This window comes from Vibrio sp. LQ2 (genome assembly GCF_023920125.1).
In the GTDB taxonomy this organism is placed as follows: domain Bacteria; phylum Pseudomonadota; class Gammaproteobacteria; order Enterobacterales; family Vibrionaceae; genus Vibrio; species Vibrio fluvialis.
The window spans coordinates 113,338-133,443 of the sequence record NZ_CP085308.1 but is presented as its reverse complement, the minus strand read 5'-3'; the positions used below and the strand labels follow the sequence as shown (position 1 = coordinate 133,443).

23 protein-coding genes are annotated in these 20,106 nt (G+C 50.5%); 2 read left to right on the top strand and 21 right to left on the bottom strand.

Features of this window, described 5'->3' with window-relative positions; genetic code table 11:
* The first annotated feature begins 88 nt into the window (after positions 1 to 88).
* Both LGV68_RS00725 and LGV68_RS00720 read left to right on the top strand, forming a co-directional pair.
* Positions 89 to 592, top strand: a complete 504-nt coding sequence (locus LGV68_RS00725; RefSeq protein WP_061056252.1) for a VC2046/SO_2500 family protein — start codon at positions 89 to 91, stop codon at positions 590 to 592.
* Positions 593 to 783: 191 nt separating this feature from the next.
* Positions 784 to 1,452: an SDR family oxidoreductase gene (locus tag LGV68_RS00720; RefSeq protein WP_020331259.1), complete on the top strand. Its 669-nt coding sequence runs from the start codon at positions 784 to 786 to the stop codon at positions 1,450 to 1,452.
* 26 nt (positions 1,453 to 1,478) lie between these two features.
* On the opposite strand, the gene LGV68_RS00715 is transcribed toward LGV68_RS00720, so the two are convergent.
* From LGV68_RS00715 to flhF, 21 genes are all read right to left on the bottom strand, one after another.
* On the bottom strand, positions 1,479 to 2,231 hold the full coding sequence (locus LGV68_RS00715) for a VacJ family lipoprotein (protein ID WP_038128945.1): 753 nt from the start codon (positions 2,229 to 2,231) through the stop codon (positions 1,479 to 1,481).
* A 74-nt stretch (positions 2,232 to 2,305) separates the two neighbouring features.
* The gene (gene ccmI / locus LGV68_RS00710) at positions 2,306 to 3,529 is read right to left on the bottom strand and encodes a c-type cytochrome biogenesis protein CcmI (protein ID WP_047458560.1); all 1,224 of its coding nucleotides are present in this window, start codon (positions 3,527 to 3,529) and stop codon (positions 2,306 to 2,308) included.
* The gene (locus LGV68_RS00705) at positions 3,529 to 4,011 is read right to left on the bottom strand and encodes a cytochrome c-type biogenesis protein (protein WP_032081019.1); all 483 of its coding nucleotides are present in this window, start codon (positions 4,009 to 4,011) and stop codon (positions 3,529 to 3,531) included. Before LGV68_RS00705 ends, ccmI begins: the two co-directional genes overlap by 1 nt.
* On the bottom strand, positions 4,011 to 4,562 hold the full coding sequence (locus LGV68_RS00700; protein ID WP_020331252.1) for a DsbE family thiol:disulfide interchange protein: 552 nt from the start codon (positions 4,560 to 4,562) through the stop codon (positions 4,011 to 4,013). The genes LGV68_RS00705 and LGV68_RS00700 overlap by 1 nt, the downstream gene beginning before the upstream one ends.
* Before the next feature lie 3 nt (positions 4,563 to 4,565).
* Complete coding sequence (locus LGV68_RS00695; RefSeq protein ID WP_020331251.1) at positions 4,566 to 6,521, bottom strand: heme lyase CcmF/NrfE family subunit; 1,956 nt, start codon at positions 6,519 to 6,521, stop codon at positions 4,566 to 4,568.
* Positions 6,518 to 7,000 (bottom strand): cytochrome c maturation protein CcmE, encoded by a 483-nt coding sequence (gene ccmE / locus LGV68_RS00690; RefSeq protein ID WP_020331250.1) that lies wholly within the window; start codon positions 6,998 to 7,000, stop codon positions 6,518 to 6,520. Before ccmE ends, LGV68_RS00695 begins: the two co-directional genes overlap by 4 nt.
* A complete protein-coding gene (gene ccmD / locus LGV68_RS00685) occupies positions 6,997 to 7,203 on the bottom strand; it encodes a heme exporter protein CcmD (protein ID WP_020331249.1) in 207 nt (68 codons plus the stop codon). The genes ccmE and ccmD overlap by 4 nt, the downstream gene beginning before the upstream one ends.
* A 1-nt stretch (position 7,204) precedes the next feature.
* Positions 7,205 to 7,957, bottom strand: a complete 753-nt coding sequence (locus LGV68_RS00680) for a heme ABC transporter permease (RefSeq protein ID WP_252536036.1) — start codon at positions 7,955 to 7,957, stop codon at positions 7,205 to 7,207.
* 92 nt (positions 7,958 to 8,049) lie between these two features.
* Positions 8,050 to 8,718: a heme exporter protein CcmB gene (gene ccmB, locus LGV68_RS00675; RefSeq protein WP_020331247.1), complete on the bottom strand. Its 669-nt coding sequence runs from the start codon at positions 8,716 to 8,718 to the stop codon at positions 8,050 to 8,052.
* Positions 8,718 to 9,338: a cytochrome c biogenesis heme-transporting ATPase CcmA gene (gene ccmA, locus LGV68_RS00670; RefSeq protein ID WP_020432491.1), complete on the bottom strand. Its 621-nt coding sequence runs from the start codon at positions 9,336 to 9,338 to the stop codon at positions 8,718 to 8,720. Before ccmA ends, ccmB begins: the two co-directional genes overlap by 1 nt.
* 215 nt (positions 9,339 to 9,553) lie before the next feature.
* Positions 9,554 to 10,060, bottom strand: a complete 507-nt coding sequence (locus tag LGV68_RS00665; protein WP_020331245.1) for a DUF2802 domain-containing protein — start codon at positions 10,058 to 10,060, stop codon at positions 9,554 to 9,556.
* Positions 10,060 to 10,554, bottom strand: coding sequence for a chemotaxis protein CheW (locus LGV68_RS00660; protein WP_020331244.1), 495 nt, complete (start codon positions 10,552 to 10,554; stop codon positions 10,060 to 10,062). The genes LGV68_RS00665 and LGV68_RS00660 overlap by 1 nt, the downstream gene beginning before the upstream one ends.
* A gap of 37 nt (positions 10,555 to 10,591) precedes the next feature.
* Positions 10,592 to 11,572, bottom strand: coding sequence for a chemotaxis protein CheW (locus LGV68_RS00655; protein WP_252536035.1), 981 nt, complete (start codon positions 11,570 to 11,572; stop codon positions 10,592 to 10,594).
* Positions 11,565 to 12,341: a ParA family protein gene (locus tag LGV68_RS00650; protein ID WP_032080978.1), complete on the bottom strand. Its 777-nt coding sequence runs from the start codon at positions 12,339 to 12,341 to the stop codon at positions 11,565 to 11,567. Before LGV68_RS00650 ends, LGV68_RS00655 begins: the two co-directional genes overlap by 8 nt.
* 9 nt (positions 12,342 to 12,350) lie before the next feature.
* Positions 12,351 to 13,481: a chemotaxis response regulator protein-glutamate methylesterase gene (locus LGV68_RS00645; RefSeq protein ID WP_032080977.1), complete on the bottom strand. Its 1,131-nt coding sequence runs from the start codon at positions 13,479 to 13,481 to the stop codon at positions 12,351 to 12,353.
* A gap of 25 nt (positions 13,482 to 13,506) precedes the next feature.
* Positions 13,507 to 15,777, bottom strand: coding sequence for a chemotaxis protein CheA (locus tag LGV68_RS00640; RefSeq protein WP_171933814.1), 2,271 nt, complete (start codon positions 15,775 to 15,777; stop codon positions 13,507 to 13,509).
* Between the two features lie 9 nt (positions 15,778 to 15,786).
* Entirely contained in the window at positions 15,787 to 16,503 is a 717-nt protein-coding gene (locus LGV68_RS00635) for a protein phosphatase CheZ (RefSeq protein ID WP_154184138.1), read from the bottom strand.
* A gap of 57 nt (positions 16,504 to 16,560) precedes the next feature.
* Entirely contained in the window at positions 16,561 to 16,929 is a 369-nt protein-coding gene (gene cheY, locus LGV68_RS00630; protein WP_032080975.1) for a chemotaxis response regulator CheY, read from the bottom strand.
* 45 nt (positions 16,930 to 16,974) lie between these two features.
* Complete coding sequence (locus tag LGV68_RS00625; RefSeq protein ID WP_020331234.1) at positions 16,975 to 17,709, bottom strand: RNA polymerase sigma factor FliA; 735 nt, start codon at positions 17,707 to 17,709, stop codon at positions 16,975 to 16,977.
* Positions 17,702 to 18,589, bottom strand: coding sequence for a MinD/ParA family protein (locus LGV68_RS00620; protein ID WP_020331233.1), 888 nt, complete (start codon positions 18,587 to 18,589; stop codon positions 17,702 to 17,704). Before LGV68_RS00620 ends, LGV68_RS00625 begins: the two co-directional genes overlap by 8 nt.
* A gap of 13 nt (positions 18,590 to 18,602) precedes the next feature.
* Positions 18,603 to 20,099 (bottom strand): flagellar biosynthesis protein FlhF, encoded by a 1,497-nt coding sequence (gene flhF, locus LGV68_RS00615; RefSeq protein ID WP_020331232.1) that lies wholly within the window; start codon positions 20,097 to 20,099, stop codon positions 18,603 to 18,605.
* Between the last annotated feature and the right edge of the window lie 7 nt (positions 20,100 to 20,106).

The following is a 20,106-nucleotide window of genomic DNA, read 5'->3' as shown; positions in this document are numbered from 1 at the left end:
TTGCAGGCTTTTTTTATTACTTTTCTCCGTCAACTCCCTAAAGCTTTCGCCACTTTGGCCGTTAAAGGGACATAAAACGGAGAACACCATGCAAGTACACACTTTAGATAAAGCTGGCCTGATTAACGAACTGCAGATCGGCACTGGCATCAGCCAGGCTGTTTTGCATGGGCGTCGTGCCGACTTTTCTTTATTGCTGGCTCTGTTCTCTAACGACGTACGTGATACCACTCCGGTTGAACACATCGAACAAGTCGACACTACTGATTCACTGCTGCGCCAGCGTTTTGAACTGCAAGAGCCGCAGGCATTGCGTAATGACCAAAGTTCCTACCAGATTTCAGCTCGTCAGGCTGACTTGTTTCATCAGGGTGGATTGGCGAGCGCCAAACTGTCTCACTACCTCAAACCTGAAGCTCTGACCTATCTCCCTGAAGATACTCAAGATTTTCCAGAGGAGATCTATCTCAATCTGTCAGGTCATGATCGCCGTCATCTGGCACAGAAAACACCGAAAACCCTGTTGCCATCAGACTTATACCCGCAACTGAACATGGCTTGGCGTCACGATCAACTGCGCGCACAAGCCTAGTCACTCATCTTTGCAATTGTTTTCTCTGACTTTGCGTCAGAGTGTGAATGAGTGCAAAAAATCGTCACCCTTCCGCCTGTCAGACCAAGTTATTTGAAGTTATTCACATCGTACTCACAGCTATTCAACCATCCTATTCTGACCTGTTTCATAACGAAACAAGAGAGAAACATGGAAAAGGTGGGCACAAAATGAATATAGAAAGTGCACTGGTTCTGATTACTTCAGCAAGCTCATTGCTCGGTAGTACACTGGCCATCCATTTTGCGCGACTGGGTGCAAGAGTCATATTGTGTGACACCAACCAGCAAGGATTGCTCGAGACCTTTAAACGTTGCCGGGATATCTCCCATGAGGTTGAGCAGTACCATTTAGCCGATTACTCATTACACAGTATTCACAATATGCTCGATCACATTGAGCATACCTACCAGAGTGTTCCCGACGTACTGATCAATAACTGGCCCAATGCCCCGTTACCGTCCGTTGTGGATGAACATCCGGCTGAGCTGTTTATTCAGAAGTTGGCATTGATGGCCTCATCGCTGTTTACCTTTGGTCAAGCCTGCTCAGAACGCATGCGTCATCGCTCCGCTAAAGGTGTGATTGTCAATGTACTGTCTTACAACTCACCGCAGGATATGCCGGGCATTGAAAATGCGACATCCATGGTTTCCGGCTTTACCCAAAGCTGGGCCAAAGAGTTGACGCCATTCAACATTCGAGTAGGTGGTGTGGTTCCGATGATTTCCGCTAATGACGAGAGCGTGCACTGGGCAGCGGTGAATGATGAGTTGATTCGCAACACCGAATACATTGTTGCCAATGAATACTTCAGTGGACGGGTGATGTCGGCTTAACCGCTATGGGTTAAGCCGGCTATCCATTAGAAATTTTCTTCCATATAGCTGTCGAGGTAATCTTCCTCAGCATCGTTGTAATCGTTTTTCTCTATCTCAGCGGTAAAATCACGGTGCTGCAGATAGACTTCACGAGTCAACGCGTAAGGATCTGGCGAATTGTCGAGCATCGCCTCTTGCGACACTAACGACGCACGGGTTTCCATGCCTTCCAATGCCCACTTACCGATGCTGGCCCATATGTTGAGATACGACAGTGGTACATACAAACCATCGACGACATCGGTAGTTTCACGCACGGTAAACGGCCCGTAACCCGGCACCATCACGTATGGCCCGTTGCCTACCCCATAATGCCCTGCAGCATCACTGAACGCTTTTTCATCGTGTTTGGTAATGCCCGCTTCCGATGCAATATCAATAAGACCCAAAAGACCAAAAGTGCTGTTAATCCAGAAACGGTTGAAGTGGTCGAGAGCTTTAGTGCCATTGCCCATCAGCAGGTTGTTCACCATGCTGGAAGGTTCATCAAGGTTCGCCAGGAAGTTGGCGATGCCATGACGTATCGGTTGCGGTACGTAGTCGACGTAAGCCAGTGAGACAGGACGCACCAGATACGGGTCGAGATAATCATAGTTAACGGTCCACATGGCACGGTTAAAACCTTCCAGTGGATCGTTCGAAGTAGTATCACTCGATGTGGTATTGGGTGTTGAGCTACAACCGACTAATACCAACATCAATATTGGGGATAGAATCCGTGCTAAGCGGCTAATCATTATTATTATCCATACGTAAAGGCCGATGCATTCATCGGCCTTTATTTTAATTTAAAACAAACAGCTAGCGCTAATTAATACTGTTTATTAATCACAACTTCAACCGGTTCGCCCAAATTCACTGGCTGACTTTCACCAAACCAGTCGCCGTCTTTAGTCGACACGTTGCCATCAGTATCAATACGAACGCGTACCATGAGTGTAGACAGATCTGACAGTTTACGCCCTTGCATCATGCTGTTGTTATCGTCCAATACCACCGTACGCGGGAAGTTGCTCAACGGATAACGGGCAGCCGCAATCGGCATTGGCGCGCCATCGGCGCTGTGCACAGAGACGATAAGTACCGCGTTTTGTGGCAGGACAACATTGTCAGCCAGAGAAATGGTCACGGAGACCGATTTACCCTCGACAACGCCTTCACCCATTTTACGTTTGGCACTGTCAATACTGCGCGTCAGCATTTCGTAACGACTGTCATTCGGGCCAATCATTTTTTGCATCAGGCCCCAATATTGAATGGCTGACGGGTAATCGGCACGTTCGAACGCATCAAAGGCAAGCAGTGAGTAGACACGCAGGTCGACGTAATCGCGTTTAGCGAGACGTTGCAGAATCGAGCGAGCCTGAGTCTGGTCCATCTCATCATCTGACAACATCAGCGCCTGAGCGTACCCCAACTGAATGTCACCATCCTGAGGCTCCAGCGCATAGGCGTGTTTCATTGCGCCAATTGCGGTCTGCATGTCACGGTTTGCCATCGCAATACGCCCTAGCAACAGCCAGCCTGTCGAGTCTTCCGGTTGGTAATACAAGCGCGTGCGCAGAGAGAGCGTCAAGTCTTCCATTTCCTGATCCGTTAGCTCAACACCCTGACCTTGCGGCGCCATTAGCTTACGAGTCAGCAGCGGTAAGTCGGCACTCACTTGTTGCCAGTGCTCCACTTTATCGTAGTTACCAAATTTGGCGTACATTCCGTAGCTGAGCAGCACGACCAGCAAGACTGACGGCACCAGTACTGCTAACGTCGAGACCTGGCTCTGCTGCGTCGCCTGCTTATCGGCCGGAATATCGTCCAGCAGAGATTGTTTCAGGTCGGCAATCAGGTCCTGTTGGTTGTCCACCAGGCCCTCTGCCGTCTCTTCCTGCAGCTCATTTAAGCGGTCTTTATAGAAAGCTTTGTTGAGCTCATCGCGCAGTACGGTGTCGTTGTTGGCCTTTTTCTGAATCAGCGGAATGGCAATGAAGACGCAGGCAATAGCCACCAGGATAAGCGTCGAAATCCAAAATAACGTCATTATTGCTTATCTCCGTCTTTATCTTCTTCCAGCAGCGCCTTCAGACGCGCTTCTTTGTCCTTATCCCATTGAGCGTTGTTGCTTGTTGCAGCCGCTTTGCTGCGACGGCTGCGAATGACAATCACGCCAAAACCGATCAACAGCACAGATACCGGTCCGAGCCACAAAATCGCCGTACTGAGTGTAAACGGTGGGTTATACGTGACGAAGTTACCGTAGCGGGCAATCATGTAATCGACGATTTCGTCTTTAGATTTGCCCTCTTTTGTCATTTCATACACTTTATGACGCAGATCTTTCGCGAGTTCAGCGTTGGAATCCGCGATTGAGTTGTTCTGACATTTCGGACAGCGCAGCGTATTGCTCAACTCCTGAAACTGAGTTTCCTGCTCCGGCGTATCGAAATCGTACACATCAATCGCGGCCAGCGCAGTTAAGGAAACCATTAGTGCTGCCGCAGCAGCAAGTATCCAACGTTTCATCATTTGGCCTCCTGCAACAACTGGTTGTACATCGGTTCCAGCGTCTCTTTCCAGTTGCGAGGATTCACATCCCCCACATGGCGATAACGGATGACGCCATTAGCATCAATCAGGAAGGTCTCCGGCGCGCCATAAACGCCTAAATCAAGCCCCAGCATGCCATTGCCGTCAAACAAGCTAATCAGATAAGGATTGCCAAGATCGTTCAGCCATTTCACGGCTTTATCACGCTGATCTTTGTAGTTCATACCGATGATTTTTACGCCTTTACCTGCCAACTGGTTGAGGTATTGGTGTTCGGCATAACAGGTGGGACACCACGTGGCCCACACGTTGAGCAGTAACGGCTCACCTTTGAAAATCGATTGGTCATAAAGTTTGCCGGGTTCGACCAAATCTTCCAGACGAAACTGCGGCACAGCCTGCCCCACCAGCACTGATTCCAGTTTGGTTGGATCATCACCTTCGGAGTTTTTAACCAGTTGGGTAGCGAACACTGCAACTAACGCCAGAAATGCTGCCAGCGGAATAAACAAAATCTTCTTATTCATCAATCAAGCCTCCTGCTGAGCGTTTTTTCTGAAACGGTAGCGTTTGTCACTGATGGCCAACGCACCACCCAGTGCCATCAGCAAAGCACCAGCCCAAATCCAGCGAACAAATGGTTTGTAGTAAATTCGTACTGCCCATGCGTTGTTGTCATCCAGACGCTCGCCCATTGCGATATAGAGATCGCGGGTCAGACCGCGGTCAATGGCCGCCTCCGTCATCATCGAACGCGCAGTGCGGTAGAAACGTTTCTCAGCATGCAATGTATTAAGGTATTTACCATTTTGAGTGATTTCAAAATCGGCAATGTAACCGTCGTAGTTCGGACCATCTTTATCACGCAGGCCTTTGAAGAAGAACTCATACTCTTGCAGTTTGAAATGCTCCCCAGGAGCCAGACGGACATCACGTTCGATACTGTAGTTCTGGACCATCGCGATACCGATGATGGTCACAGCAAGACCAAGGTGACCCAGCATCATCGACCAGTGACTGCGTTGCAGTTTACCTATACCCGCCAAGAAGGTGTGACGATGCGTCGCACGCTCATACAGTTCTACTGCGTGCAGGCACACAATCCACAGCGCCATCACCCAACCCATGAAGGCCATTGAGCTGAAGTGTTCTGTCGTCAGTTGCACGATCAACGCACCGAACAGCAGCGCAATGACGCCGGAAATCAGCATCGGTTTAATCAGTTTCGACAGGTTGTCACGCTTCCAGCGAATGAGAGGGCCGATACCCAGCAGGAAGGCAAACGGCACCATCAGCCATGCGAACAAAGTGTTGAAGAACGGTGCACCAATCGATACCGAGCCTAAACCCAACTGTTTATGCACCAGCGGTAACAGCGTACCAATCAGCACGACAACCAGCGCAGCGATCAACAGCACGTTGTTAGCCAACAGAGCGTTTTCACGCGACACCAGCTCGAAATTACCACGCACACGTACCGATGAGCCTTTCAGCGCGAACAGCAACAGCGAACCGCCGATGACGAACACCAGGAAGCCAAGAATGAACATGCCGCGCGCCGGATCGGACGCAAATGCGTGTACAGAAACCAGAATACCAGAGCGCACTAGGAAGGTACCCAACAGGCTGAGCGAGAACGCGGAGATAGCCAGCAGCACAGTCCACGCTTTAAAGGTGCCACGCTTTTCGGTAACCGCCAGCGAATGCATCAGCGCGGTACCGGCCAGCCAAGGCATGAACGACGCGTTTTCCACCGGATCCCAGAACCACCAGCCACCCCAGCCAAGTTCGTAGTATGCCCACCAGGAACCCAGCGCAATACCTACGGTCAGAAACAGCCACGCAGCGGTTGTCCACGGACGTGACCAACGAGCCCAAGCGGTATCTAAGCGGCCGGTCATCAGAGACGCAATCGCAAATGAGAACGCGACCGAAAATCCCACATAACCCATGTAGAGCATTGGCGGGTGAATGATCAGACCTGGGTCCTGCAACAGCGGATTGAGGTCGCGGCCATCAATCGGAAAATGCGGTAAGGTGCGGGTGAACGGGTTCGATGTCACGATGATAAACAGCAGGAAACCGACACTGATCAAGCCCATCACGGCCAATACCCGTGCCACCGACTCCTGAGGCATACCGCGGCTCAACGTCGCCACCGCAAGCGTCCAGCCAGCCTGAATCAGCACCCACAGCAACAGTGAACCTTCATGCGCGCCCCACACCGCCGTCAGACGGTAATACCACGGCAATTGGCTGTTGGAGTTGCTGGCTACGTACTGCAACGTAAAATCGTTGGTGTAGAACGCCCACAACAGAATACCGAACGACAACGCCAGCATCATAAACATGCCAATCGACAGCGGTCGCGCCGCATTCATCAGCACATGGTTGTTTTTGGACGCTCCGACCAGAGGAAGTACGCTGAGCAGCACGGCTAACGCCAGTGCCAGAATCAGCGCAAAGTGACCGATTTCCGCAATCATTTGGTACTTCCTTGCATTTGATCTTGTGAGTAGCTCATTGGCGAATGGTTTTTCTGCATCGCTTCGGCAATTTCAGGTGGCATGTACTCTTCGTCGTGCTTAGCCAGCACTTCGAAGGCTTCTACGGTCGTTGCGTCTTTCAGCACGCCCTGAGCCACAATACCCTGACCTTCACGGAACAGGTCTGGCAGGATACCTTCGTAGATCACTGTCACTGAAGGGCCTTTGTCATGCAGCAAAAAGCTCACTTTAAGAGAGCTAGGATCACGTTTCACAGACCCGACTTCGACCATTCCACCGATGCGCAGGCGCTGGCCCACTTCCGGCTTTTTGCCATCTTTACCGTTCACCAGTTCACTCGGGGTGTAAAACAGGTCCATATTTTGATTCAGTGCATACAGAACGAGACCGATGGTGGCACCTAAGCCGATGAAAATCGCCAGCACAATACCGAGGCGCTTTTTGCGTCTTGGATTCATAGTGTGTTCTCCATATTTTTCGCTGCATCGATTCGTGCCTGACGCGCTACTTTAGCCTGGACTTCATTCAGTAGCGTTTGACCGCGGCGAACACTCGCCACCCACAAAATCAACATTGATAAGAAAGTAATACCAAAGGAACTCCACACGTAAGCCGCGTAGCCTCCCATTGCCCAGAAATCGCTCATAGATTCAAAGTGCATCTTATTTCCCTCTCTGTGACTGCGTTGCGGCCAGTTGAATCACCCACGGGCGGTGACTCTCTTTGCTGATAATTTCATTGCGCAGGCGAATCATCGTCAACGCGCCGAAGAAGAACGCAAAGCCGAATATGTTCAGCAGCAGCGGCCACAGCATATCACTCGAAATCGAAGGTTTATCGAATTTGGTGATGGTGGCCCCCTGATGCAGGGTATTCCACCACTCCACGGAATAGTGAATGATTGGCAGGTTGATCACACCGACAATCGCCAGAATACCCGCCGCTTTGGCTGCGGTTTTCTGGTCATCAAACGCATGATAAAGCGCAATCACACCGAGATAGAGAAACAGAAGAATAAGTTCTGAGGTCAGACGTGCGTCCCACACCCACCAGGTACCCCACATCGGCTTACCCCACACAGCGCCCGTAATCAGTGCGATGAAGGTGTAAACTGCGCCGATGGGTGCCATCGCGGATGCAGCCATGTCCGACAGTTTTACCTGCCACACAATGCCGATAAAGGCAGCAATCGCCATCAACATGTAAACGCCCATCGACCAAATAGCAGCAGGCACGTGGATATAAATGATACGAAAACTGTCTCCCTGCTGATAATCAGAAGGCGCGTAGGCCAGTCCCCAGACTGTACCTGCGGATAAACACAACAGAGCTAAAATCGCAAACCAAGGCAGAAACTTACCGCACAGGCGATAGGCCGACTCTGGTTTGGCGTAGGGATGTAGCCATTTCCACATTGTTTACTCTCACTTTTACTTCAAGTACCGAATCTGAATTGTTCGGTTTGCAATTTATCTAACGGGAATTTTTCGTGCTTGATCGAGAACAACTAATTGACACTTACTCGCAACGCAGCACTGATCGCAAACGGTGTCAGGGTCAATGCGCCCATAAACATCGCCGCCAGAATCGCCAATTGTCCGTTGTACGCCATTCCCAGTGACGCCGCATCTATGGCTGATGTGGCGAAGATCAAAATTGGGATGTAGAGCGGTAAAACCAGCAAACTGAGCAGCACGCCGCCTTTTTGCAGCCCGACCGTCAAAGCCACACCGATTGCACCGATAAAACTGAGGGTTGGTGTTCCGAGCAGTAACGTCAGCACCACTGAAATCCAAGTGTTCATATCCAATGACAACAAAATGGCCAGCAGTGGACTGATTAAAATCAACGGCACCCCCGTCAGCAGCCAGTGTGCCAATACTTTTGAAATCACCACCACAGGTAATGGGACTGGCATCAGCATCATTTGTTCCAGTGAGCCGTCCTGATAATCATCGCGAAACAGGCGCTCAAGCGAAAGTAATGCCGACAGCAATGCGGCAACCCAAACGATACCAGGCGCAATACGGGACAATAAACTTGGATCAGGGCCGATGCTGAGAGGGAACAGCGTAATCACGATGATGAAAAACCACAGCGGGTTGAAAATGTCAGCCTGACGGCGAAACGCGATCAGCAGTTCACGACGAATGATGGTGGTCATGGTCGATAGCATCAGGCGTCTCCTAACTTAATTTTGCGCAGTTTCGGATTGTCGGCGAACATATCCTGGTGAGTGGTCAGCACCACTATCCCGCCTTGTTCGGCATGCTGCAAAAAGAGGGCTTCCAATACTTTCACCCCTTGCTTATCAATCGCCGTCAGAGGTTCATCAAGGATCCACAACTTCTGGCGGCTGAGCCACAAGCGAGCCAACGCCACGCGGCGCTGCTGCCCGGCAGACAGCTGTCCCACTGGCACGTCTTCACGCCCGGCAAGCCCAACCTGAGTCAGCGCCTGGTACAAATCCTCTTCCTGCGTGCCAGCGGCGTGTACCGCTTGATAAAAACGCAGGTTTTCTAATGCGGTCAGCTCTCGTTTTACACCCGTTTGATGACCAAGAAACAGCAGTTCCTGATGGTAGCTGTCTCGATCCGCTTCGATGTTGACGTTATTCCAATGGATCTCGCCATCATCGCGATCACCCAAGCCGGTCACAATGCGTAGCAACGTGGTTTTGCCAGTGCCATTACGGCCTTCAATTTGGACCAGTTCGCCAGATTGAATGGTGAAAGACAAGCCTTCAAACAGCACTCTTTCATCACGAATCGCAGTGAGATTTTTTACTTCCAGCATGGGCTTCTGAATCAATAAATTGGGGCGCCCATATTACCACACCACGGAAGAGACTAAATAGAGTAAGGGTATTACGAGTCACGAAACTAAGTAAGAAACTGTTAATTTTTAATTATTTTCTGAAGCAATTAACCCTTTTTAGTTACATGCTTTCATAAATTCCAGCCAACAAAAAAGGAAGTCTCACGACTTCCTTTTTATCTGTTCACATTAGGCTAACGAGAAGGTTTGCGTGCCGGCCTTTTGTCTCCCGGCGCAGCCACCTTTCTTTCCGGATGACTGGTCAGCGGCGGAATCGCCTCTTTACCAGAGAGCTTCTTCTGTAACGAGAGCATCAGCTCCGCTTCGGCTTTTGGCAGTTCGCACTCTTCGATCAGCTCATTGATATCAGCACCCAGCTTGACCATCTTCGATGCGCGGCTGTACAAACGGCCATCCGTGTCGGCGTTTTCCAGCTCTTTGAGGCGTTCATTGAGATGCAAGATAATGTCCTGCTGTTCTGAGACTTTCTGTCCCAGCCCGACCATCACTGAGCGCACTTCCAGAACCTGCTTATTGGATTTCTGAAGCTCTTTATCCAGATGGCGTAACTGTTGGCGGAAATAGTCCGCCTGTTTTGACGAACTTCGGCGCAGGCGAAGCAGTGCCAAGAGCAGCAGCAAAACAATCAGTACACTGCCTCCTGCAATAACAGGAGGCGTTAACCAAGCCAGATCAGCCATTACAGATGAGCCATTTCATCCCATTCTTCATCGGTAAGCAGCTTGTTCAGGTCTACCAGGATCAGTAGTTTACCGTCACGGTTGCTTACACCCTGAATGAATTTCGAGCTTTCATCGGTGCCAACGCTTGGTGTGGTGTCAATTTCAGAAGAACGCAGGTAAACCACTTCGGCCACGCTGTCGACCAGAATACCAATCACTTGGCGCTCAGATTCGATGACGATGATACGGGTGTTATCGGTGATCTCACCTTGCATCAAACCAAAACGAGAACGAGTGTCGATAACGGTTACCACGTTACCACGCAGGTTGATGATGCCCAGCACGTAATCAGGTGCACCGGGTACTGGTGCGATTTCGGTATAACGCAGCACTTCACGTACTTGCATTACATTGATGCCGTACGTTTCTTCTTCTAGCTGGAACGTCACCCACTGCAGCACTTCGTCGTTAGAGTGTTCTTTTCTCACTTCAACTTCGTTAGTTTGAGACATACCTTTTCCTCTCTAAGTCGTTTCCGACAAAAATGTATTATTTATCGAGTGCTCTTACATCAAGTCCTGCATTAAGCATAGCGATCAATGCTTCAACATGAACCAGAGCACACATTTTTTCTTTAACCATTCCAGCAAGCCAAGGGCGCTTACCCACTTGTTCCCGCCAGCGAACTTTTTCACTATTCAGCAGCTCGGTGCCTAATAGTTTAGTGCATGCCAACCCCCACATACTTTCGCCGAGCATGACGATGTACTGGTAGTCCGCTTTATAACTATCATCGCGTAGCTTTTCCGCCATCACCCACTTCGCCGTATCCACCACGTCCAGCTGTGCATCACGGTTAGTTTGCAGGCCAAGATACCAGCCCGGACGACCAATCAGGTGATTGAGAGAGCCTTTACGGTGAATACCTCCCAGCTCATCCAGCGGTACAGCAAAAGTCACCCCGTTGACGTCGAAGTAGAGTACTTGAAAGTTGTCGGCACGTACGGCGTTATCCCAACGACTGAGATCAAAACGGCCTGTCTGAGTTTGGGGTGTTTCATCAACCTCAATCTCCGCAGTCAGTTCTTCTTCTAGACTGGTACTGTTCAGAGCTTCAACGTCTTCAAACGCTTCGACCTCAGGTTCCGCCACCAACACCTGAGGTTCAACAACGACCTCGGGTTCGATGTTCCATTCCTGAATCTCTTCCACCACAGCAGGCGCTTCAGCCTGAGCGATCTGAATGGTGTTCTGCTCCATCACCTCTTCAAGATCCAGCTCAGCAACCGGGTTGCTGTTTTCTAACTGGCTCAGCAGGCGCTGGACATCATCCAGGTTGGGCAAATCAATTTCTTCGAGCTCTTCTTCGAAGTAACTCTTTTCCGCCACCGATTGCATCATCGGCTCTAATGCGGGTTCTGGCTCAGGCTGACTCTGCGGCGCAAGATCCTGTTCACCCAGCTCTTCATCTAGCAGAGCAGTGAAGTAATCATCCAGCGCTTGTTCACTCGACAGCAACGGGCTACTCATTGATAGACAGCCTCTCTAAAAACAGAAGTAATTGCTTGTACGCAAAAACACCCCGACTGCCTTCAGCAAAATGGGATGCCGGTAAACGTTTCAGGCTGGCATCGCGGAACTTGGTGTCAATAGGTACCGCCGACGTCCATACCTGATCCGGGTAATCTTTCTTGAGCTGGTTCAGTGTCTGCAATGAGGCGCGCGTACGTTTGTCGTACATGGTCGGCACGATGGTGACCTTAAATTCACGATTGCGCGACTTTTGCATAATTGCCAGCGTACGCACCATGCGCTCTAAGCCCTTCATCGCCAGAAATTCTGTCTGTACCGGGATCAAAATACGATCGCTGGCCGCCAGTGCGTTAACCATCATCACGCCAAGAATGGGCGGACAGTCGATCAACACATAGTCATAACGTTGACGCAGCGCCAGCAAGGCACGTTTGAGAATCAACCCCATGCCACTGCGGTTTCCCATCACCCGATCCAGTGTCGCCAGCGACATGTGTGCCGGGATCAGGTCTATTCCTTCCACATCGGTACGCAGAATCAGAGGCTCAACCGTATGCTCGGTGTACTCGCGCAGCTGAAACAGATCAAACAGGCTGGCCGGAACACCATCAGAGTCATAGCCCAGATAAGTCGTCAATGAAGCGTGCGGGTCCGTATCGACCAGCAACACACGCTTACCTTGTTTGCTCAACAAGCCAGCAAGCGTGATGGTTGTGGTCGTTTTACCGACGCCGCCTTTTTGGTTTGCAACACTCCAAACAATCATTGCGCTTCCTTAGGCCAAACCGACTTCGACCAGCATGCGCTCTGCAATGCGATCCAGAGGTAAATCTTCACTTGAAATACCGGCTTTCGCGACGGCCTGCGGCATGCCATACACCACACAACTGTCTTCATCCTGTGCCCAGATGGTCGCGCCTGCATTCTTGAGCATACGCGCACCTTCGCGGCCATCAGCGCCCATTCCGGTCAGTACCATCGACAAGACTTTGTCGCCGTAGACTTTAGACGCTGAGCCAAAGGTGACATCTACACACGGCTTATAATTCATGCGCTCACCGCCATCAATGATGCGCAGCTTAGCCGCGCCAGGACGCCCTTCCAGCATCATTTGTTTACCGCCCGGCGCCAGATAAGCGACACCAGGACGCAGCACATCACCATCTTCCGCTTCTTTCACTTCAATCTTGCACAATGAGTTCAGACGACTGGCGAATGCGGCGGTAAAGGTCGCAGGCATGTGCTGAATCAGCACAATCGGATGCGGATAATTTGCAGGTAGCTTGGTGAGAATCTTTTGCAATGCGACCGGCCCCCCCGTCGAAGTACCGATAGCTGTAAGCTGATATTTCTTACCGGAGGCTTTGAAACGCGTTGCGGCCGCAACGGGTCTGCTTGGACTCAATGACGGAGTCGTTGGCTGAGTCCGGTTAAGCAAACTTGAGCCAGAAGTTGGCGCAGGTGATGACACAGCCGGACGAGATACGACCGGGCGGCGCATAAACGCTTTCTTCGCGGCAATTTGCAACACGCGTTGTTGCAGCAGCGCAACCGCTTCGTCACGGTTACGCGCGATATCTTCAAATTTCTTCGGTAAGAAATCCAGCGCACCGGCATCCAGCGCATCCAGCGTCGCTTTCGCACCATCGTGCGTCAGCGATGAAAACATCAAAATTGGCGTCGGATTGGATGCCATGATCTCACGGACGGCAGTGATACCGTCCATGACTGGCATTTCAATATCCATCGTAATGACATCGGGTTTGAGACGCTGTGCTTTGTCCACCGCCTCTCTGCCGTTAGTCGCGACATCAATCACTTCTAAGCGCGATTCGGAGTTGATGATTTCACTCACACGACGTCGGAAGAAGCTTGAATCATCAACAACTAATACTCTAATCGCCATAGTTATCCTTATCTTAGGTGGTCAACTAGATTCGAGAAGCAGCAGCGTACTGTTTCAACAAATCCGGCACATCTAGAATCAGTGCGATATGACCATCACTGGTGATGGTTGCGCCCGCCATACCCGGCGTACCTTGCAGCAGCTTGTCCAGTGGCTTGATCACCACTTCTTCCTGCCCAATCAGAGCGTCAACCACGAAACCAACGCGTTGGCTGCCAATCTGGACGATCACTACATGGCCATGCCCTTTACGAGCTTGCACTTTACCTGCTTTTGGCGCCAGCCAGTTTTGCAGATAGAACAGTGGAATCGATTTATCACGAACGATAATGGTTAGCTGACCATCAACCACGTTGGTGCGACTTAAATCCAGATGGAAAATTTCATTGACGCTCGCCAATGGCAGCGCGAATGGGTGACCGGCAACACCAACCATCAGCGTTGGAAGAATCGCCAGAGTCAGCGGCACTTTAATCGTGATCTTGGTGCCTTTGCCCATCTCAGAATCGATATCAATCGAACCGTTCAGTGTGTTGATGGCGGTTTTCACCACATCCATTCCTACGCCACGACCCGAGATATCCGAAATTTGCTCTTTACTTGAGAAGCCCGGCATAAAGATCAGGTTGAAACACTCTTTGTCGGACAGACGCGAAGCCGCATCTTCATCCATCATGCCGCGCTTCACTGCGATACTGCGCAGTTTATTCGGATCCATACCGCCGCCGTCGTCGACGATCGCCAGCTCAATATGGTCCCCTTCCTGCGACGCAGAAAGAATCACTTTACCGGTACGTGGTTTACCCGCTTTAACACGAGCGTCCGGCATTTCGATACCGTGGTCAACCGAGTTACGCACCAAGTGAATCAATGGATCCGCTAGGGCTTCAACCAGGTTTTTATCCAGATCGGTCTCTTCACCGCGCATTTCCAGCACGATGTCTTTATTCAGGTTACGCGCCAAATCACGCACAACGCGAGGGAAGCGGCCAAAGACTTTCTTGATTGGCTGCATGCGGGTTTTCATCACCGCGCCTTGCAAGTCAGCAGTCACCACATCCAGGTTTGCGACCGCTTTCGACATCTCTTCGTCGTTGCTGTTGAGGCCTAGGCTCAGCAGACGGTTACGAACCAGTACCAGTTCACCAACCATGTTCATGATGGTATCCAGCGTTGACGTATCCACCCGCACTGTGGCTTCTGCCTGAGCTTTCTTCGCGCCACCCGCAGCGACTTCGCGTTTCTCGCTTGAATCATCAATCACTTTTGGTGCAGGTGCCGCTTTGGCCGCAGCCACTTTCGGTGTTGTCTGAGCCGCCGCCGGTGCTGGTTTCGCAGCTGGAGCTTTAGGCGCTGGCGCAGGAGCTGGCTTTGGATTTTCGCTTACCGGGCGAGTCGCCATTTCCAGCTCTTCGATAGAAGGGCCTTTACCCACACCGTGCAATTCATCCAGCAGCTTTTCAAACTCTTCGTCTGTCATCAAGTCGCTGTCTGAAGGCGACTTAGGCGCTGACGCTTTAGCCGTTGGCGCAGGTGCTTTTGGCTTTTCAGGTTCTGCCGGAGTATTGACAGACGGGCCTTTACCTTTGCCGTGCAGTTCATCCAGAAGACGTTCGAACTCGTCATCGGTGATATCGCCACCGGCATCACTACTGGCAGGCGTCGGCGCTGGCGTTTTGGGTGCCTGAGCGACAGGTTCAGCTTGTTGAGTGTCAGCACCTGGCGCACGGCCTTTGCCATGCAACTCGTCCAACAATTTCTCAAATTCGTCTTCTGTGATGTCGTCGATAGAATCAGCCGCGACGGCGCTCACCGGAGCACTGGCAACAACTTCAGGTTCAACAATCTCTTCGACCACATCTTCGATTACTGGCTCTTCAACCTCGGCATGAGCTTCATCTTCAGACTCAGGACGGCACAAGTGGTGCAGCTCGTCGAGCAGTTGCGGATCGGCAGGTTCAAGAGGTTCATGATCTTGCACAGCACGGAACTGTTCGTTAACGGTGTCCAGCGCGCGCAACATGGTATCCATCAGGCTCGGTGACACACTGCGCTGACCGTTTCGAAGAATATCGAACACGTTTTCAGCACCGTGACACGTTTCAACCAGTTCGGTCAGGGATAAGAAACCCGCACCGCCTTTAACGGTATGAAAGCCGCGGAAAATAGCGTTTAAAAGATCTCGGTCTTCCGGATTGTTCTCTAGCTCAACCAGCTGTTCTGAGAGCAATTCGAGAATCTCACCCGCTTCAACCAAAAAGTCCTGAAGAATATCTTCGTCTAAATCGTAGCTCATACGTTACCCCTAAAATCCAAGACTCGATAGCAAGTCGTCTACTTCGTCTTGAGATGAAACCGCGTCACTGCGTTCGTGAGGGTTGAGAATTGGTCCCTCAGGCTCAGTTGATGCTTTCTTGGCTTTATCTTGTTGTTCTATTTGATTGGTACCAAAGACTGTCAAAATATCGACCAGACGTTTTTCAACTTCATTCACCAGCGTGATCACGCGACGAATGATTTGTCCGGTTAGGTCCTGGAAGTCTTGAGCCATCAGAATTTCGGTTAATTGACCACGTAGCTCACTACTGTCACCTTCGATTTGGGAGAGAATATTATCGATACGGTGACACAGGGCTTTGAACTCACTGAGTTCAATTTTGCCATGCATCAGTTCGTTCCACTGAGGGCGAACCAACAGTAAGCTTTCGTGCAAACTGTCTGCAATCGGCATACAACGATCCACGGCATCCATGGTTTTGTTCGCTGCGACTTCGGTTTTTTCAATGACGTAATGCAATCTGTCTCGGGCATCAGGAATTTCGTCATTGGCTATCTGACTCATTCGCTCATCGATATGGAATTGATTCAGCGAATCGTGCAGATCGCGCGTCAAGGCGCCGATCTCCTGCAACATTGGGTTGCGTTCCGATTCATACAGCTTTTTAACCAATAGGTTCGCGCTGTCTTGCTGACCATCCTCAAGCAATTGAACGAGTTCTTTGGCTTGTTCTAATGAAATCATCCTGTAATTAGCCTTTCACGCGTTTGAATAGAGCAAACTTTTGTCTAAACGAAAGTTTTAGAGACGCTCGAAGATTTTTTCTAGTTTTTCTTTCAGAGTCGCCGCTGTGAATGGCTTAACGATGTAACCGTTAACGCCCGCTTGAGCTGCTTCGATGATCTGCTCACGTTTTGCTTCAGCTGTGATCATCAGGACAGGAAGGTGTTTCAACTCTTCATCCGCACGAATGTTTCTCAGAAGATCAATGCCTTGCATACCAGGCATATTCCAATCTGTCACCACGAAATCAAATTCACCCTTTTTAAGCATAGGCAAAGCCGTCAAGCCATCGTCCGCTTCCTGAGTGTTGTTGAAACCCAGGTCACGAAGAAGGTTTTTTACAATACGGCGCATTGTTGAAAAATCGTCAACAATAAGGATTTTCATGTTTTTATTCAAAATTGCCTCCACTGAGTTCGAAATCAGTGATATTTAGTCGTTTTGTGTCCAGGAACTCAACTTGGTTCGCAGACGTTGCATTGCTTGGCTCAGTATTTGGCTCACGCGGGACTCACTCACGCCAAGTACTTCCCCAATTTCTTTCAAGTTTAGTTCTTCATCATAATAGAGCGAAAGTACTAAGGCTTCACGCTCAGGAAGCGATTTTATTGACTCAACCAATGCTTTACGGAACGATTCGTCGGCAACCCCTTTGAAAGGAGAGTTGTCTTCATCATCGTCCACAGGCGAAATGGCGTCATCCGTCACTCCCAGATCTTCAATTCCGACAATTCGCGAACAGTTTATGTCGGTTAACACGCTATGGTATTGATCTAACGACATACCCAGGTGTTTTGCGACTTCTGTATCGGACGGGTCACGATTTAGGATCCCTTCCAGTTCTGCAATTGCCTGACTGATTTCCCGGTTGTGCTTGTGCACCGAGCGTGGCACCCAGTCACCTCGCCGAATATCGTCGAGCATCGCGCCTCGAATACGAATACCAGCGTAGGTTTCAAAACTCGCACCTTTACTTCCGTCGTAGTTCTTTTGCGCTTCAAGTAAGCCGACCATGCCGGCTTGTATTAAATCTTCAATGAGTACACTAGGAGGTAAACGCCCGATTAAGTGATGAGCTATACGCTTAACCAATACGGAATATTTTTCCAGAAACAATTTCTGGCTATTGATATTGCCGTATTGATCATAAGTAAGCGCTTTATTCACCGAATGGTTCCCCTACTATTTCTGACCGGTTAAGCAGCCTTTCGACGAAAAATTCCAGATGCCCACTCGGGGTTCTCGGGATCGGCCAGGTTAAGGCCTTGTTCGCCAAAGAGCTGATCGCCAGCGATGCGGGTGAACGCGGATAAGCATCCACCACGATTTTCTGTCTTTTTACTGCCTGACGCACGTTGTCGTCCAGAGGAATACAGGCGACAAGTTCAAGGCTTACATTCAAGAAGCGCTCGGTGACCAGTGTCAGTTTCGCGAACAACTCTCGTCCTTCACGATAGCTTCTGACCATGTTGGCAACAATCTTAAATCGCTGAACCTGATGTTCTCTGCTCAAAAGTTTGATCAGTGCATATGCATCTGTGATAGAAGTGGGTTCATCACACACCACCAGCACAACATCTTGCGCAGCACGCGAGAAGCTGACCACCATGTCGGAGATACCCGCTGCAGTATCCACCAGCAGAATGTCCATCTCATCTTCCAACGAACCGAAGGCACGAATCAACCCCACGTGCTGAGCGTGTGACAGCTCAGTCATGGATTGCGTACCAGAAGTCGCCGGGATGATTTTAATCCCATGTGGTCCTTCTACGATAGCATCTTTCAGCTCACATTCACCGGCCAACACATGGCCTAAGTTGCGCTTAGGACGAATGCCGAGCATCACGTCCACGTTCGCTAATCCTAGGTCGGCATCCAGCACCATGACTTTTTTGCCCTGGCGTGCCATGCAAATGGCCATACCCAGAGTCACATTTGATTTGCCCACACCGCCTTTACCACCAGTCACCGCGATGACTTTGGTTACAGAGGGTTGGGTTAAACGACGTAAGCCGCTTGCTTGGTCATATATCATTTTGTTTGTCATATCTGTCCGCCGCCTAGAATCTTTCTGAATCACTGTTCCAGTAGTGAGGTTCATTCTCTGTCGACTTCTCTAGCAACTCGTTTGCTTTCGCAACCATATATTTGGGCTGAGCAATCACTATATCTTCGGGTACACGCTGACCATTGGCGATGTACGCCACAGGCAACGAATTTTGAACTACAACACTAACAAATTCACCTAAGCTCAGGCATTCGTCGAGCTTGGTCATAATGCACCCTGAAAGAGGAATTCTTCTAAAGTGCTCAATGGTTTCCTGCAACACTTTGCGTTGCGCCGTGGCAGGTAACACCAGATAACTGTGGATGACTTCTCCACTCTCTTGCATGAGGGTATCGAGTTGCTCAGACAGGCGCACATCGCGCTGTCCCATACCTGCTGTATCCACCAAAATCAGGCGACGATTGCGTAGCTGATATATTACATCGGCTAACTCTTTGGAATCTTTAGCAACTCTTACAGGACAACCCATAATTCTTCCATAAATGGATAATTGTTCATGGGCGCCGATACGGTAAGTGTCGGTTGTCACCAGGGCAACGTTGTCCGAACCGTATTCCATCGCTGCGCGAGCCGCCAGCTTCGCCACCGTGGTCGTTTTACCGACACCGGTAGGTCCAAGCAGTGCCACCACGCCGCCACGTTTGAGAATATCTTGCTTCACTACTGGAATTTGGTCTGAAACCAGACCCAGCAGTGCTTTCCACGCTTTTTGCGGTTGCGTATCTTCCGGAATGTAACAGGCCAGCTGGTCGGCCAGGTCCAGAGAGACACCCATACGTTCCAGACGTTTAATCAACATGGCACGCAGCGGTTCGCGACGTTCCACTTCCTGCCACATCAACCCAGAAACCTGATGTTCCAACAGGCGGCGAATAGAGGTCATCTCTTCACGCATATTTTCCAGCTCGTTGGCTGCCATTGGCGTTTCTTCTTCGCGCTGACGTTCGTAGCGCGACGGATCCAAACGCGGACGAGCCCGAGCCTCGGAACGTTCTTCAGCAATCAGTTTCGCCAGCGGAGAATCGCTGTTGAGCTGGCGGGCCAGCGAAGAGCGGCTCTCTGTCGTGCGAGTGTCGGTCTGACGCTTAAGCAAAGCCGACAGCGAGTCTTCATTCTCGGCGCGATACTGCGACTCTTCCTCATGCGCACCATTACTGTACTGCTTGAGCATGTTGGCAAAACGCTGAGTCATTGATGCACCGTTGCTTGAACCATTGTTCAGGCTTACCCGATCATCTTGCAGTTCGCGTCGGGAAGGCGTGCTTTGGAGCTTCGGTGACGCCTGAGTGCCGATGTGTCTTGGTTGTGAACCGTACTGTTTCGTCACCGCCGGAGCAACGGAGGTTGTTTCTCCATCCACCGCCGCCACGATTTCGACGCCACCCGCGACTTTTTTGTTTGACATGATCACCGCCTCCGCGCCCAGTTCTTCTTTAACCTGAAGCAGCGCTGTTCTCATGTCTTTGGCAAAAAATCGTTTAATTTTCAAAGCAGCT

Bases quoted from the DNA above. Each gene is read 5' to 3' on its own strand.
- LGV68_RS00715 (WP_038128945.1), bottom strand. From the start codon at position 2,231: ATGATTAGCCGCTTAGCACGGATTCTATCCCCAATATTGATGTTGGTA.
- LGV68_RS00725 (WP_061056252.1), top strand. From the start codon at position 89: ATGCAAGTACACACTTTAGATAAAGCTGGCCTGATTAACGAACTGCAG.
- LGV68_RS00665 (WP_020331245.1), bottom strand. From the start codon at position 10,060: ATGGCTGATCTGGCTTGGTTAACGCCTCCTGTTATTGCAGGAGGCAGT.
- LGV68_RS00655 (WP_252536035.1), bottom strand. From the start codon at position 11,572: ATGAGTAGCCCGTTGCTGTCGAGTGAACAAGCGCTGGATGATTACTTC.
- LGV68_RS00620 (WP_020331233.1), bottom strand. From the start codon at position 18,589: ATGACAAACAAAATGATATATGACCAAGCAAGCGGCTTACGTCGTTTA.
- ccmB (WP_020331247.1), bottom strand. From the start codon at position 8,718: ATGCTATCGACCATGACCACCATCATTCGTCGTGAACTGCTGATCGCG.
- ccmE (WP_020331250.1), bottom strand. From the start codon at position 7,000: ATGAATCCAAGACGCAAAAAGCGCCTCGGTATTGTGCTGGCGATTTTC.
- ccmI (WP_047458560.1), bottom strand. From the start codon at position 3,529: ATGACGTTATTTTGGATTTCGACGCTTATCCTGGTGGCTATTGCCTGC.
- LGV68_RS00705 (WP_032081019.1), bottom strand. From the start codon at position 4,011: ATGAAACGTTGGATACTTGCTGCTGCGGCAGCACTAATGGTTTCCTTA.
- LGV68_RS00695 (WP_020331251.1), bottom strand. From the start codon at position 6,521: ATGATTGCGGAAATCGGTCACTTTGCGCTGATTCTGGCACTGGCGTTA.
- ccmA (WP_020432491.1), bottom strand. From the start codon at position 9,338: ATGCTGGAAGTAAAAAATCTCACTGCGATTCGTGATGAAAGAGTGCTG.
- ccmD (WP_020331249.1), bottom strand. From the start codon at position 7,203: ATGCACTTTGAATCTATGAGCGATTTCTGGGCAATGGGAGGCTACGCG.
- LGV68_RS00635 (WP_154184138.1), bottom strand. From the start codon at position 16,503: ATGATTTCATTAGAACAAGCCAAAGAACTCGTTCAATTGCTTGAGGAT.
- LGV68_RS00720 (WP_020331259.1), top strand. From the start codon at position 784: ATGAATATAGAAAGTGCACTGGTTCTGATTACTTCAGCAAGCTCATTG.
- LGV68_RS00650 (WP_032080978.1), bottom strand. From the start codon at position 12,341: ATGATTGTTTGGAGTGTTGCAAACCAAAAAGGCGGCGTCGGTAAAACG.
- cheY (WP_032080975.1), bottom strand. From the start codon at position 16,929: ATGAAAATCCTTATTGTTGACGATTTTTCAACAATGCGCCGTATTGTA.
- LGV68_RS00680 (WP_252536036.1), bottom strand. From the start codon at position 7,957: ATGTGGAAATGGCTACATCCCTACGCCAAACCAGAGTCGGCCTATCGC.
- LGV68_RS00660 (WP_020331244.1), bottom strand. From the start codon at position 10,554: ATGTCTCAAACTAACGAAGTTGAAGTGAGAAAAGAACACTCTAACGAC.
- LGV68_RS00640 (WP_171933814.1), bottom strand. From the start codon at position 15,777: ATGAGCTACGATTTAGACGAAGATATTCTTCAGGACTTTTTGGTTGAA.
- LGV68_RS00645 (WP_032080977.1), bottom strand. From the start codon at position 13,481: ATGGCGATTAGAGTATTAGTTGTTGATGATTCAAGCTTCTTCCGACGT.
- LGV68_RS00700 (WP_020331252.1), bottom strand. From the start codon at position 4,562: ATGAATAAGAAGATTTTGTTTATTCCGCTGGCAGCATTTCTGGCGTTA.